The sequence below is a fragment of the Streptococcus oralis genome (genome assembly GCF_001983955.1).
In the GTDB taxonomy this organism is placed as follows: domain Bacteria; phylum Bacillota; class Bacilli; order Lactobacillales; family Streptococcaceae; genus Streptococcus; species Streptococcus jiangnanensis.
Genome location: NZ_CP019562.1, coordinates 1,767,162 through 1,781,718 on the forward strand (window position 1 = coordinate 1,767,162; position 14,557 = coordinate 1,781,718).

Below are 14,557 nucleotides of genomic sequence, written 5' to 3' on the forward strand. Positions count from 1 at the left end.
TTTCAATGTGCATTACTTGGTGATCTCTCACCAATGGAGCCTAGCGGGATCGAACCGCTGACCTCCTGCGTGCAAAGCAGGCGCTCTCCCAGCTGAGCTAAGGCCCCACAAGACCTCTCAAGACTAAACAAGACCAATGTGCAGTTCCTTATCCTTAGAAAGGAGGTGATCCAGCCGCACCTTCCGATACGGCTACCTTGTTACGACTTCACCCCAATCATCTATCCCACCTTAGGCGGCTGGCTCCTAAAAGGTTACCTCACCGACTTCGGGTGTTACAAACTCTCGTGGTGTGACGGGCGGTGTGTACAAGGCCCGGGAACGTATTCACCGCGGCGTGCTGATCCGCGATTACTAGCGATTCCGACTTCATGTAGGCGAGTTGCAGCCTACAATCCGAACTGAGACTGGCTTTAAGAGATTAGCTTGCCGTCACCGGCTTGCGACTCGTTGTACCAGCCATTGTAGCACGTGTGTAGCCCAGGTCATAAGGGGCATGATGATTTGACGTCATCCCCACCTTCCTCCGGTTTATTACCGGCAGTCTCGCTAGAGTGCCCAACTGAATGATGGCAACTAACAATAGGGGTTGCGCTCGTTGCGGGACTTAACCCAACATCTCACGACACGAGCTGACGACAACCATGCACCACCTGTCACCTCTGTCCCGAAGGAAAACTCTATCTCTAGAGCGGTCAGAGGGATGTCAAGACCTGGTAAGGTTCTTCGCGTTGCTTCGAATTAAACCACATGCTCCACCGCTTGTGCGGGCCCCCGTCAATTCCTTTGAGTTTCAACCTTGCGGTCGTACTCCCCAGGCGGAGTGCTTAATGCGTTAGCTGCGGCACTAAACCCCGGAAAGGGTCTAACACCTAGCACTCATCGTTTACGGCGTGGACTACCAGGGTATCTAATCCTGTTTGCTCCCCACGCTTTCGAGCCTCAGCGTCAGTTACAAGCCAGAGAGCCGCTTTCGCCACCGGTGTTCCTCCATATATCTACGCATTTCACCGCTACACATGGAATTCCACTCTCCCCTCTTGCACTCAAGTTAAACAGTTTCCAAAGCGTACTATGGTTAAGCCACAGCCTTTAACTTCAGACTTATCTAACCGCCTGCGCTCGCTTTACGCCCAATAAATCCGGACAACGCTCGGGACCTACGTATTACCGCGGCTGCTGGCACGTAGTTAGCCGTCCCTTTCTGGTAAGATACCGTCACAGTGTGAACTTTCCACTCTCACACTCGTTCTTCTCTTACAACAGAGCTTTACGATCCGAAAACCTTCTTCACTCACGCGGCGTTGCTCGGTCAGACTTCCGTCCATTGCCGAAGATTCCCTACTGCTGCCTCCCGTAGGAGTCTGGGCCGTGTCTCAGTCCCAGTGTGGCCGATCACCCTCTCAGGTCGGCTATGTATCGTCGCCTTGGTGAGCCGTTACCTCACCAACTAGCTAATACAACGCAGGTCCATCTGGTAGTGATGCAATTGCACCTTTTAAGCAAATGTCATGCAACATCTACTCTTATGCGGTATTAGCTATCGTTTCCAATAGTTATCCCCCGCTACCAGGCAGGTTACCTACGCGTTACTCACCCGTTCGCAACTCATCCAGAGAAGCAAGCTCCTCCTTCAGCGTTCTACTTGCATGTATTAGGCACGCCGCCAGCGTTCGTCCTGAGCCAGGATCAAACTCTCATTAAAAGTTTGAGTTCTCACTCATTTCTGTCACTGACAGATTTATTGTTTTTTCATTGTTCAGTACTATAACCTCAGTTATAGTGCCCTGCACATTGGTTCGTCTTGTTCAGTTTTCAAAGGTCTTTGTCACTCATTCTCTCTCAAGCGACAACTATATTAGTATATCACAGCTACCTGTCTCTGTCAACAGATTTTTTAAACTTTTTTCAAGTTTTTTTAACCGCAATACACCATAGTCCGTACGGGATTCGAACCCGTGTTACCGCCGTGAAAAGGCGGTGTCTTAACCCCTTGACCAACGGACCTGAGCTTTTCAACTCTTTCTATTATACCTACTTTTTTACCTTTGTCAAGGACTTTTTTCCTCTTTACCGAAATTCTGAAAAGATAGGGGAAAGTTCTCTCAGGAGAGCTTTACGTCCTCTAAAGACTTCCCCTCCCATGAGACGGTCTATTAATTCTTGTTTTTCCATACTCTGCTTTGATTTGTAATTCTTTAGAAGTTCGTGAAAGAGATAATAATCGTCCAACCTGAGTCCTTTTTCTCCTAGACGATGGCTAATCTCACTCACCTCTTCATAGGGTTCTTTGTCAAAACGGCGCTTGTGGCTTTCCTGTTTACGGATGTAATCTAGGATACGATTTCTAAACTTTGTTTTAAAGCAGACATAAAGTCGATGGCGCTCCCCCTCTAGTAACTCTGGATTGCGACTCACCAGCTCATACAGACATAACATGCCTTCCTGGTCCCAGTCCTCTTTCTCCCACAGATGCAAATGATAATCTTTGCGACACTTATGGACGATTCCCTTACTTTCTTCATATAAGTCTTTTAGATTCATAGACCTCTCCTTTCTGCATTTAGTTTAGCAAAATGCGCGAGTCCATGGGTCTACTTCCTCTGTTTTATACTTCTTCCTCCCTCAACGGCACATAAAAAGAGAGGCACAGCCTCTCTGGGGTTATAATTCTGCAATTTGGTTGAGATTCACTTCTGCAATCGTATCATTACCAAACATAGAGATAATCATCTTCACTTTGTTGTTATCAATTTCAGTAATTTTACCTGTGTAGTCTGCAAAAGCGCCATCAATAATGCGGACTGTCTGGCCAACTTCAACATCAATATCGAACTCTTGAACAGTTTGTCCCATTGAAACCAGAATATCACGGATTTCTTGTTCCAAAAGTGGAGTTGGTTTTGATCTGTTACCGTGTGAGCCGACGAATCCTGTTACGTTAGGTGTGTTTCGAACGACGAACCATGCTTCATCGGTCATGACCATTTCTACAAGGACATAACCTGGAAAGCGATTCTCTTCAATTTCCTTTTTCTTTCCATTTTTCTCAACTTGCACGGTTTGTGTTGGAATCTCAACGCGAAGAATATTATCCAACATGTTATATGTTTGCGCACGTTGCAATAGATTTTCTTTTACCTTATTTTCATAGCCAGAATAAGTTTGTAGAACAAACCATCCCTTGTCAAAACTATCCATGATATTTCCTTTCATACATATATAGAAGAAAGCTAGCAGAAGTTCTCCACTTTTCTTCTAAAAAATGTTAATAAATCGAATCAAACCTGATACAATCAGCTGGTCAAAAATGTAAATGATGACCACAAAGAAGGCTGTATATTCCATAATAGAGCGAAAATCTCTCCAGCTTTCTTTGCGAGTTGGCCAAGTTGTTTCTTTAAGAAGTTTAAAAATATCCTTAATAAAACCCATCGTTCTCTCCTATCTCGTTTCTCTATGTGTCGTATATTTTCCACAATGTTTACAAAATTTATTTACTTCTAGTCGTGTTGGCTTGGGGTTCCCACTAATTTTGATTGAGTAATTCCTTGAACCACAAACTGCACAAGCTAGGCTTGCTTTTTTTAGTGCCATAACGCCTCCATCTTATCTATTATAACAAGAAACCTAGGCTTTGACAAGCCTCTTAACGAAATAGATTAAGGATTGAGTCCCATATTGTCTGGGCTTTTTCTTTTATCTTAGCTTCTGAAATCGCACGGCCTGCTTCATCTACAAGATTTTGTGCACGACTACGAATATCTCCTATCGGGTCCTCAGATTGGTTTGTCTCATTTTCAACAACCTGCTTTTTCGTATTTTCAGGTTCAATCCCATTTTGTTTATAAGCATTCTCAACTGTAAAAGTGCTACCTGGAGTGTAAGGCAAAATGGTATTAGCCATACTTCTAAAGACATGGGCTGCTCCATTTGAGGTCGAACCTGCTAGATAATGACTCTCATCTGTTGTTGGGAAGCCTAGCCAGTGGCTGATTACAACATCTGGAGTATAGCCGATCACCCACTGGTCACTGGTATATTCCGGGTTGAAAACAGCTTCAGTCGTACCTGTTTTACCAGCCATAACGTAATCCGCTGGTGACGAACTAATTCCTGTACCATTGGTAAATGTTCCTAGCATCATGCTGGTCATTTTATCAGCTACAGACTTATCAATCACTCGTTTTTGGGAGTTTTTATGACTCTTGATGACCTGGCCGCTGGCATTTTCAATACGAGTGATGAAATGTGCTTCAGGCATTAGACCTCCATTGGCAAAGGCTGCATAGGCTTGCGCCATCTGGAGAGGATTCGTCTCCACACCTCCACCAAGGGCAACTCCAAGAACTCGGTCAACTTTTTCCATATTCAAACCAAATCTCTCCCCAGCGTCAAAAGCTTTGTCAATACCTAATTCATTTACAGTCGCAACAGCTGGCAGGTTGAGTGATTCCGCCAAGGCCTGATACATAGGCACTTCTGGAGATGTCTTAATACCTGCATAGTTGTCTACTTGATAACTGTTGTACTGCATCGTATGATTATCCAGTTGCTTGTTCAAGGCCCACCCTGCTTCTACTGCGGGTGTATAAACGACTAAAGGTTTAATGGTTGAGCCTGGGCTACGCTTAGACTGAGTGGCATAGTTGAAATTGCGAAAACCTGGTTTGTCATCACTAGCTACACGACCAACAACTCCACGCACTCCACCAGTCTTGGGTTCTAGAGCGACACTACCTGATTCGGCATGTGTTCCGTCTTCTGCTGTTGGAAATAGCGAAGTGTTTTCGTAAATAACCTGCATGTTTGCTTGGTAGTTTTGGTCAAGCTCTGTGTAGATTCGGTAGCCGTTGTTGACAATCTCTTCTTCTGTAAGATTGTACTTGGAAACTGCTTCGTTGACAACTGCATCAAAATAGGACGGGTAACGATAATCTGAAACCTTGCCTTCATACTTATCTTGCAGTTGAGAAGCCATATCTACTCCAGCCGCTTCGGTTTCTTGATTTTTATCAATATAGCCTGCTGCAACCATATTTTGCAAAACAGTATCCCTACGGTTGGTCGAAGTCTCAACAGAATTTAATGGATTATACAATTCTGGTCCCTTGAGCATCCCTGCCAGAGTGGCCGCCTGATCAAGCGTTAGTTGTGAAGCCGATACACCGAAATATTTCTTACTTGCATCTTCAACACCCCATACCCCATTTCCAAAGTAGGCGTTATTGAGGTACATAGTAAGGATTTGTTCCTTGCTGTATTTTTTTGTTAACTCTAAGGCAAGGAAAAACTCCTTGGCCTTCCGTTCAACGGTCTGGTCCTGAGAAAGGTAGGCATTTTTTGCCAACTGTTGAGTGATGGTGGACCCCCCTCCAGAACGGCCTGCTGTAAGGATGGCTAGAAAGAAACGACCGTAGTTAATCCCATCATTTTTATAAAAGGAACGGTCCTCTGTCGCGACGACAGCATTCTGCAAGTCTTTACTGATATCTGTCAGTTCAACATAGGTTCCTTTTTGACCTGATAGGGCTCCTGCCTCTTTTTCTTCGCGGTCAAAAATCAGAGTTCGCGTTTTCAAGGCATTTTGCAAGTCATTGACATTGGTCGACTTGGCTATCGCAAATAGGTAGGTTCCTACTAGCAAACCTGCACTTAACCCTAAAATGATGACGATCTTTGTCAGATGATAACGACGCCAAAATTTCCGAATTGGGCCTACTTGGGACAATTTTTTTCTATCGCTCCGTGAACGACGCATGCTAGTCGAATCAGACTCCGCTGATTCATTCGTTTCTTTTTTAAAGAGAGAAAGAAACTTCTCAAATAATTTATCTAATTTCATGCGTTTATTTTATCATCTTCACCATAGGAACTCAAGAATTTAGCTACTCCCTATCCAAATAGGGCTTTTTTTGTTACAATATCTGTATGCAATTCACATTTACACTACCCGAATCCTTGCCTCAAATGACGGTCAAACAATTTTTAGAGGAACAACTCCTCATCCCTAGAAAAATTCGCCATTTTTTGAGAACAAAGAAGAACATCTTAATTAACCACAAAGAAGTTCACTGGAACGAGATAGTCAAGCCAGGGGACATTTGTCAGTTGACTTTTGACGAGGAAGATTATCCCAAAAAAGAAATCCTTTGGGGCAACCCAGACCTCGTTCAAGAGGTTTATCAAGACCAACATCTCATTATCGTCAACAAGCCAGAGGGAATGAAAACTCACGGAAATCAACCTGGTGAAATTGCCCTTCTCAACCACGTCTCTGCCTACGTTGACCAAACCTGCTATGTCGTTCATCGCTTGGATATGGAAACAAGCGGTTTAGTGCTTTTTGCTAAAAATCCTTTTATCTTACCTATCCTCAATCGTTTGTTGGAAAAAAAGGAAATCGCTCGTGATTACTGGGCACTTATAGAAGGGCGAGTAGAGAGTAAAGAACTTGTCTTTCGAGATAAAATTGGTCGTGATCGACACGATCGTAGAAAAAGAATAGTCGATGCCAAAAATGGACAATATGCTGAAACACATATCAGTCGATTAAAGCAATTTCCAAACAAGACTACCCTTGTCCGTTGCAAACTAAAGACCGGTCGAACGCATCAGATTCGTGTTCACCTTTCTCATCACAAGCATCCTATCTTGGGCGATCCTCTCTATAACTCTAGATCAAAAGTAAGCAGGCTCATGCTTCATGCCTTTCGACTTTCTTTTACTCATCCACTCACCTTAGAACAATTGAGTTTTACTGCCCTCTCAGATACTTTCGAAACAGAATTAAAACAAAATGGATGATAGCATCATCCATTTTTCTATATAATAAAAGCAAGACCAGAAGGCCTTGCTTTTATCGACTCAAGAATTATTTAGCGATTTTTGCAAAGTATTCAAGAGTACGTACAAGTTGTGCAGTGTATGACATTTCGTTGTCGTACCATGATACAACTTTAACCAATTGTTTACCGTCAACGTCAAGAACTTTAGTTTGAGTTGCGTCAAACAATGAACCGTAAGACATACCTACGATATCTGAAGATACGATTGGATCTTCTGTGTAACCGTATGATTCGTTTGAAGCTGCTTTCATAGCTGCGTTCACTTCATCAACAGTAACGTTCTTTTCAAGAACTGCTACCAATTCAGTAACTGATCCAGTTGGAGTTGGAACACGTTGTGCAGATCCGTCAAGTTTACCGTTCAATTCTGGGATTACAAGACCGATAGCTTTAGCAGCACCAGTTGAGTTAGGAACGATGTTTGCAGCACCAGCGCGAGCACGGCGAAGGTCACCACCACGGTGTGGTCCGTCAAGGATCATTTGGTCACCAGTGTAAGCGTGGATAGTAGTCATCAATCCTTCTACAACACCGAAGTTGTCTTGAAGAGCTTTAGCCATTGGAGCCAAGCAGTTTGTAGTACATGAAGCACCTGAGATAACTGTTTCAGTACCGTCAAGAACGTCGTGGTTAGTGTTGAATACGATTGTTTTAACATCGTTTCCACCAGGAGCAGTGATAACAACTTTCTTAGCTCCACCTTTAAGGTGTTTTTCAGCTGCATCTTTCTTAGCAAAGAAACCAGTTGCTTCAAGAACGATTTCTACACCGTCAGTAGCCCAGTCGATTTGTTCTGGATCACGTTCAGCAGAAACTTTAACGAATTTACCGTTAACTTCGAATCCACCTTCTTTAACTTCTACAGTACCGTCGAAACGACCTTGAGTTGTGTCGTATTTCAACAAGTGTGCAAGCATAACTGGATCTGTAAGGTCGTTGATGCGAGTAACTTCAACACCTTCTACGTTTTGGATACGGCGGAAAGCAAGACGACCGATACGTCCGAAACCGTTAATACCAACTTTAACTACCATTAGTGATTTCCTCCTTATGAAAATCATGAAAATTTTATTGTGAAAAGAGTAACTTGAATCACTACAAATCACCTTTCAACAAACCTATTATATAACTATTTGAGTTTAATTGCAAGTACGGGCGTTGATTTTCTCTCCTGCTTTTCTACTTTTTCTCCCCCTTTTTATTCATCCATTCTTTTATTTCCAAAGCATATCTCTAGAATCTTTTATAATATCTGCATATTCTCTTCATTATCAAGGTGAAACCCCAATTTCAACTCTTTAAGAGTTTACAAAAAAAGAGACAGGATAACTCCTGTCTCTAGGCTGATAAACGATTATTTACGACGTCCTGGTCGTTCTGCATAACCATAGTAAGCATCTGCCATGATTTCTTCCATGTCAGCTACCATTGGCAAGCGTGGGTTAGCAGGTGAACATTGGTCTTCATAAGCAAGCAAGGCAATTTCATGCAAGCTGTCTTTCCAAGCTTTTTCATCGATTCCAAAGCCTTTGAAGTTCATTGTGATTCCAACTGCTTCACCAAGATCGTAAACTGCTTTGGCATACGCTTCAACCGCTTCTTCTGGAGTTGAGTGAGGCAATCCAAGCATTTTCGCGATGTCTTGGAATTTCTCATCAGCTTTCCAGTAGTTGTACTTAGGCCATGTAGTTGTCTTAGATGGGCGAGTACCGTTGTAACGGATAACGTATGGAAGCAAGATTGCATTTGTACGTCCGTGAACAGTATGGTGAACACCACCAATCTTGTGGGCCATTGAGTGGCTCATACCAAGGAAGGCATTGGCGAAAGCCATACCAGCCATTGTAGACGCATTATGCATTTTTTCACGTGCTTCCGGGTCAGCTGTCTTAACAGATTTTTCCAACCATTCAAAGACAAGTTTGATTGTTTGAAGGGCGATACCGTCTGTGTAGTCGTTAGCAAAGTTTGAAGTGTAGGCTTCAGTAGCATGAGTCAAGACGTCCATACCTGTATCAGCTGCGATGAAGTCTGGAACTGACTCAACCAAAGCAGGGTCAACAATGGCAATAGTTGGTGTCAATGAGTAGTCAGCCAATGGGTATTTACGGTTGTTTTTCTTATCAGAGATAACGGCAAATGGTGTTACTTCTGAACCTGTACCTGAAGTTGTTGGGATACCGATGTACTTCGCTTTTTTACCAAGTGATGGGAAGCGGAAGGCACGTTTACGGATGTCCATGAATTTTTGAACCAAGTCACGGAAGTCGATTTCTGGTTGTTCGTAGAAGAGCCACATTACTTTGGCCGCGTCCATTGGAGAACCACCACCAAGAGCGATGATTGTATCTGGTTCAAATGCTTTCATCACTTCAGCACCACGTTCTACAGTTGTGATGTCTGGATCTGGTTCAACATCTGAGAATACTTGGATAGTTACACGGTTGCTACGTGCGTTCAATTGATCGATAACACGTTGAACAAAGCCAAGTTTTTCGATAGATTTGTCTGTAACAATCATAACGCGTTCAATATCTTCACATGTTTGAAGGTATTGGATAGAATTGCGTTCGAAGTAAATTTTTGAAGGAACTTTAAACCACTGCATATTATTTCTACGTTTCCCTACTTTCTTGATGTTTAGAAGGTTGATCGCACTCACATTATCACCGACTGAGTTGTGTCCATATGAACCACATCCAAGTGTCAATGATGGAATGAAGGCATTGTATACGTCACCGATACCACCGAAAGTAGATGGAGAGTTCCAGATAATACGCATTGCTTTGATTTCTGTACCAAAGCGTTTAGCGAGAGCTTCGTCTTTTGTATGGATGGCTGCTGAGTGACCAAGTCCGTTAAACTCAACCATTTGACGAGCTTTTGTAAGACCGTCTTCTGTATCTTCAGCTTTTAGGACAGCGATAACTGGTGACAATTTTTCACGAGTCAATGGTTCTTTCGGTCCTACTTCTGCACATTCCGCAGCCAAGATGTTTGTTCCTTCTGGAACACTAAATCCTGCTTGTTCTGCAATCCATGCTGCTGGTTTACCAACGATGTTTGCGTTTAGTTTAGCACCAGCACAGTTTTTGCTGTTTGCTTTCACTCCGAAACAGAATTCTTCAAGAAGCGCTTTTTCTTTCTTGTTTACAAAGTAAGTGTGATATGATTTGAATTCTTCTACAAATTCGTCATATACTTCTTTATCAATGATAACCGCTTGTTCTGATGCACAGACCATCCCATTATCAAATGATTTAGACATAACGATGTCATGAGCAGCTTGACGAAGGTCAGCAGATTTTTCTACATAGGCAGGAACGTTTCCGGCACCTACCCCAAGTGCTGGTTTTCCACATGAGTATGCAGCTTTAACCATAGCATTCCCACCAGTTGCAAGAATAGTTGCAACACCTTCGTGGTTCATTAACGCTCCAGTTGCTTCCATAGATGGCTTTGTAATCCATTGAACACAGTTTTCAGGAGCACCAGCTGCAATCGCTGCATCGCGAACGATTTGTGCTGCGTGTGCTGATGATTCTTGAGCTGATGGGTGGAAGGCAAACACGATTGGATTACGTGTTTTCAAAGCAATCAAGGATTTGAAAATCGCTGTTGAAGTTGGGTTTGTTGTCGGAGTGACACCACAGATTACCCCTACAGGCTCCGCAATCTTTGTCAAACCTGTAATTGGATCATCCTCGATAACTCCAACTGTTTTAACTCCACGCATATTGTTCACTACGTGCTCACAGGCAAATAGGTTTTTTGTCGCCTTGTCTTCAAATACTCCACGACCAGTTTCTTCAACTGCGTGTTGTGCAAGGATACCATGTGCGTCAAGTGCTGCAACCGAAGCTTTTGCCACGATATAGTCAACTTGCTCTTGGTTCAACTTGCGCATTTCATCAAGCGCAACCAAGGCTTTTTTCACGAGACCATCGACATGCTTTTCAGCAGCAAGTTGTTTTTCCTCTGGTGTTACTGTTTTTTTATCAGCCATATTATCCTCCATAGCCTTTAAGGATTTTATCCTTTGTTAATTTTTTCACAAGTTTATTATAACTCTTTTTTTATGCTTTGTAAACAGTTTCATAAACATTTCACAAAGAAATTCCCCAAGATTGTGATTTTTTTCTCAATATGGCTACGCAACAGAGTTTTGCTTAGACGATTGTGAAATTATGGAAAAAATTTTTTTATTTCACAAAGTTTTTCTAGTTGAGAGTTAGTTATCGAATCCAAAAGCAGAAAGCGTTTTCTTTTTAGATTTTGAAAATAGTCTCCAAGTTAGGAGACTACTGTTTTTGTTGAAAAACGCCTTGTTTAAAGATTCCTTCATAAACAACTTCTTGCTCTGTCGTCAACTTCCCTTGACCTTCAGCCTGACCGTTTACAAAATCACCTTCGTATTTCCAGCCATCTTTTGATTGGAAAGTTCCTTTCCCGTTAAAGGCTCCATTATTGAAATCACCTGTATATTGGTCTCCGTTTTCAAAGGTCAGGGTCCCTTGACCATTCATTTTCCCTCGTACCAAGGTGCCATCATAAACAAGAGCTCCACCATCAAGTGTCAGGACACCCTTTTTAGGCGTATTTAGCAGAAATATCGAAAGAGCACAGAGTACCATTACGACAACTGCAATGAGTTCTAACCTAGGACGAGTTAGGTAAACTCTACACTTCTCATAAAATTGTTTAAGCTTTTCCATTGTCAGTCTCATTTTCTAATCGATCTAGCCAGCGTTGACATCCACTTGTAATACGAGCATAGGTTTCCTCAAAATCTCCTGTATACCAAGGATCTGGGACACTTTCAGATGCAAAAGCATAAATCTTGTGCTCTTGTTCTTGAGGACACATTTGTCGCAAATCTGAAAGGTTTGAAGCATCCATACCGATAATATAATCAAACGACTCAAAGTCTTCTCTGCCAATCTGAAGCGATGTTTTGTCTTTGTCATAAGGAATCTGATACTGTTGGAAAATCCCTTGCGTTCCCTTATGAATCGGATTACCATGTTCCCAAGACGAAGTTGCACGACTCTCAACTTGATAATCACTCGTCATGGACTTCATCACAAACTCTGCCATGGGGCTACGGCAAATATTTCCTAAGCACACAAATACTATTTTTTTCATCCCTTTTCCTCTCATCTCATAGAAAAACGGGAGTGACAGGTCCCGTTTTATTCTTCGATTGCTCCGCCTTCGTCAACAACTGTTCCTTCTGGTGTCACAGCTTCTTTGAGTGGCAAAACGGTCTTGATAGCAGCCAATTCAAAAGTCAAGTAGACCCCATCTACATCAAGTACGATTGTACCTTTCTCAGTATCTACTTCATCCACTGTTCCGTAAAGTCCACCAATTGTAATGACTTCATAGCCTTTTTGAAGCTTGTTCAAGCTTTCCATACGCTTTTGTGCTTGTTTCTTTTGAGAACGTTGCATAAAGAACATCAAGGCCATCATCCCTACAAGCATGATTAAAAAAGTAATATTTGGATCCATTGTTTTCTCCTTTGTATTTTACATAGGACTACTATATCAAATTTCAGCTACTTTTACAAGGTTGTGCCTTGTTTTTATGCTTATAAAAAATCAGAGTTTTCACTCTGATTTTTGTGATTATTTCAAGTTTTGAACGACTTTGACTAGATTTTCAACTGTAAATCCATACTCTGCCAATACTTTTGGTGCTGGGGCAGATGCTCCGAAGGTATCAATACCGAGAACTGCACCATCAAGACCAACATACTTGTACCAGTTTTGAGTTGCTCCCATTTCGACCGCAACACGACGGCGAACTGCATTTGGAAGAATTTCTTCCTTGTAAGCTGCATCTTGTGCGTCAAAGACATCTGTAGATGGCATGCTGACTACACGGACTTTTGCGCCTTGACTAGCCAATTCTTTGGCAGCTGCGACCGCCAAATTCACCTCTGAACCTGTTGCAATCAAGATGGTATCAAAGTCTGCTGCATTTTCATAGACAACATAGGCACCTTTCGCAACTTTGTCAAAGTCTGTTCCTTCTTCAACAGTCAAGTTTTGACGTGTCAATACAAGGGCAGTTGGTGTTTTTTCGCTTGTCACGGCAAGGTACCAAGCTGCTTGAGTTTCACGCGCATCTGCTGGGCGGAAAACGTTTAGATTTGGCATGGCACGGAGACCTGCTAAGTGTTCAACTGGTTCGTGCGTTGGACCATCTTCACCAACTGCAATCGAATCGTGGGTAAAGACATAAGTCACAGGAAGTCCTTGCAAGGCTGACAAACGGACCGCTGCTTTCACATAGTCAGAGAAGACGAAGAAAGTACCACCGTATACACGAAGTCCACCGTGAAGGGCCATTCCGTTCAAAATCGTTCCCATTGCAAATTCACGAACACCAAACTGAATGTTACGGTTCAAGCGATTAGCGTCGTCTTGAAGTCCGTCCGTTTTGATATAAGTCATGTTTGAGTGAGCAAGGTCAGCTGATCCACCTAGGAAAGTTGGCAACTTGGCAGCGACAACGTTCAAGGCATCCTGACTCGAGTTACGAGTTGCTTGAGAGAAACCATTTTCTAAGGCTGGGAAGTCTGCTGGAGTCACCTCAACTGGGTCACGGCCGTCGATAATGGCTTCTACTTCTGCAGCCAGTTCTGGATGCGCTTCTTTATAATCTGCAACTAATTTAGTCCAAGCTTGATAAGCTGATGCGCCACGGTCTGCAACATTTTCCTTGAAATCAGCATAAACTTCAGCTGGGATTTCAAATGGTTCATAGTCCCAACCGAGCGCTTGGCGAGTTGCTGCAGTTTCATCTGCTCCAAGAGGAGCCCCGTGTACGGCATTAGTTCCTTGTTTGTTTGGAGAACCGTATCCAATCACAGTCTTCACTTCAATCAAAGATGGTTTTCCTGAAGCTTTAGCTGCTTCAATAGCCGCATGGATTGCTTCCAAGTCTGTTCCATCTTCAACCAAGGCTGTATGCCAGCCGTAGGCATTGTAGCGATCACGAACACTTTCAGTGAAAGAATCCTTTGTCTCACCATCCAAGTTGATGTCATTTGAATCATAAAGAACCACCAACTTATCAAGTTTTTGCAAGCCTGCGTATGAAGCTGCCTCGCTTGAAACACCTTCCATCAAATCTCCGTCTCCACAGATCACATAAGTATAGTGGTCAAAGATATTGAAACCTTCGCGGTTATATTTGGCTGCTAAGAAGCGTTCTGCTTGGGCAAAACCAGTAGCAGTAGAAATCCCTTGTCCTAGAGGACCAGTTGTCGCGTCAACCCCTGCAGTATGACCAAATTCTGGGTGACCTGGTGTTTTTGAACCCCATTGGCGGAAGTTCTTGACTTCATCCATGCTAACATCTTCAAAACCAGAAAGGTGAAGAAGGGCATAAAGAAGCATTGAACCATGACCTGCTGAAAGAATAAAGCGATCGCGGTTGATCCAGTTTGGTTGAGCTGGATTGATACGAAGTTGCTTTGTAAAGAGGCTATAAGCCATTGGAGCAGCCCCCATAACCACCCCTGGGTGACCTGAGTTTGCTTTGTTGATGGCGTCAATACCTAGAAAACGAATTGCATTAACAGATAGATTTGACATAGAATTTCCTTTCTCTTTGAGGTGATTAATGAATCACACATCCTATTTTACTATTATATGAAAAAATGCATAGAATAGCAATAAAACAATTTGCGTTCATCT

The 14,557-nt window shown here is 42.8% G+C and carries 12 protein-coding genes, 2 tRNA genes and 1 rRNA gene; 1 reads left to right on the top strand and 14 read right to left on the bottom strand.

What is annotated here, in order from left to right; genetic code table 11:
* Window positions 1-34: 34 nt before the first annotated feature.
* From BWR56_RS08730 to pbp2a, 8 genes are all read right to left on the bottom strand, one after another.
* Window positions 35-107, bottom strand: a tRNA-Ala gene (locus tag BWR56_RS08730).
* Window positions 108-158: 51 nt separating this feature from the next.
* Window positions 159-1,705: ribosomal RNA gene (locus BWR56_RS08735) — 16S ribosomal RNA — on the bottom strand.
* Between the two features lie 230 nt (window positions 1,706-1,935).
* Window positions 1,936-2,007: transfer RNA gene (locus BWR56_RS08745), tRNA-Glu, on the bottom strand.
* A 63-nt stretch (window positions 2,008-2,070) separates the two neighbouring features.
* Window positions 2,071-2,544, bottom strand: a complete 474-nt coding sequence (locus BWR56_RS08750; RefSeq protein ID WP_076984822.1) for a transcriptional regulator — start codon at window positions 2,542-2,544, stop codon at window positions 2,071-2,073.
* Between the two features lie 120 nt (window positions 2,545-2,664).
* Window positions 2,665-3,201 (bottom strand): transcription termination/antitermination protein NusG, encoded by a 537-nt coding sequence (gene nusG / locus BWR56_RS08755; RefSeq protein WP_000376728.1) that lies wholly within the window; start codon window positions 3,199-3,201, stop codon window positions 2,665-2,667.
* A 57-nt stretch (window positions 3,202-3,258) separates the two neighbouring features.
* Window positions 3,259-3,435 (bottom strand): preprotein translocase subunit SecE, encoded by a 177-nt coding sequence (gene secE, locus BWR56_RS08760; RefSeq protein WP_000505776.1) that lies wholly within the window; start codon window positions 3,433-3,435, stop codon window positions 3,259-3,261.
* Window positions 3,436-3,444: 9 nt separating this feature from the next.
* A complete protein-coding gene (gene rpmG, locus BWR56_RS08765; RefSeq protein WP_001809375.1) occupies window positions 3,445-3,597 on the bottom strand; it encodes a 50S ribosomal protein L33 in 153 nt (50 codons plus the stop codon).
* Between the two features lie 52 nt (window positions 3,598-3,649).
* Window positions 3,650-5,845: a penicillin-binding protein PBP2A gene (pbp2a, locus tag BWR56_RS08770; protein ID WP_076984823.1), complete on the bottom strand. Its 2,196-nt coding sequence runs from the start codon at window positions 5,843-5,845 to the stop codon at window positions 3,650-3,652.
* Between the two features lie 86 nt (window positions 5,846-5,931).
* Here pbp2a and BWR56_RS08775 point away from each other — a divergent pair, with 86 nt between their 5' ends.
* Window positions 5,932-6,807 (top strand): RluA family pseudouridine synthase, encoded by an 876-nt coding sequence (locus BWR56_RS08775; protein ID WP_076984824.1) that lies wholly within the window; start codon window positions 5,932-5,934, stop codon window positions 6,805-6,807.
* Between the two features lie 67 nt (window positions 6,808-6,874).
* Here BWR56_RS08775 and gap read toward each other — a convergent pair whose 3' ends face one another.
* The 6 genes from gap to tkt form a co-directional block, all read right to left on the bottom strand.
* Complete coding sequence (gene gap / locus BWR56_RS08780) at window positions 6,875-7,882, bottom strand: type I glyceraldehyde-3-phosphate dehydrogenase (RefSeq protein WP_000260679.1); 1,008 nt, start codon at window positions 7,880-7,882, stop codon at window positions 6,875-6,877.
* A 320-nt stretch (window positions 7,883-8,202) separates the two neighbouring features.
* The gene (gene adhE, locus BWR56_RS08785; protein ID WP_061421821.1) at window positions 8,203-10,854 is read right to left on the bottom strand and encodes a bifunctional acetaldehyde-CoA/alcohol dehydrogenase; all 2,652 of its coding nucleotides are present in this window, start codon (window positions 10,852-10,854) and stop codon (window positions 8,203-8,205) included.
* A 295-nt stretch (window positions 10,855-11,149) separates the two neighbouring features.
* Window positions 11,150-11,563: an MORN repeat-containing protein gene (locus BWR56_RS08790; RefSeq protein WP_076984825.1), complete on the bottom strand. Its 414-nt coding sequence runs from the start codon at window positions 11,561-11,563 to the stop codon at window positions 11,150-11,152.
* Window positions 11,550-11,993: a low molecular weight protein-tyrosine-phosphatase gene (locus BWR56_RS08795; protein ID WP_076984826.1), complete on the bottom strand. Its 444-nt coding sequence runs from the start codon at window positions 11,991-11,993 to the stop codon at window positions 11,550-11,552. Before BWR56_RS08795 ends, BWR56_RS08790 begins: the two co-directional genes overlap by 14 nt.
* Window positions 11,994-12,040: 47 nt before the next feature.
* A complete protein-coding gene (gene yajC, locus BWR56_RS08800) occupies window positions 12,041-12,361 on the bottom strand; it encodes a preprotein translocase subunit YajC (RefSeq protein WP_076984827.1) in 321 nt (106 codons plus the stop codon).
* Between the two features lie 117 nt (window positions 12,362-12,478).
* A complete protein-coding gene (gene tkt, locus BWR56_RS08805; RefSeq protein ID WP_076984828.1) occupies window positions 12,479-14,455 on the bottom strand; it encodes a transketolase in 1,977 nt (658 codons plus the stop codon).
* Window positions 14,456-14,557 lie beyond the last annotated feature (102 nt).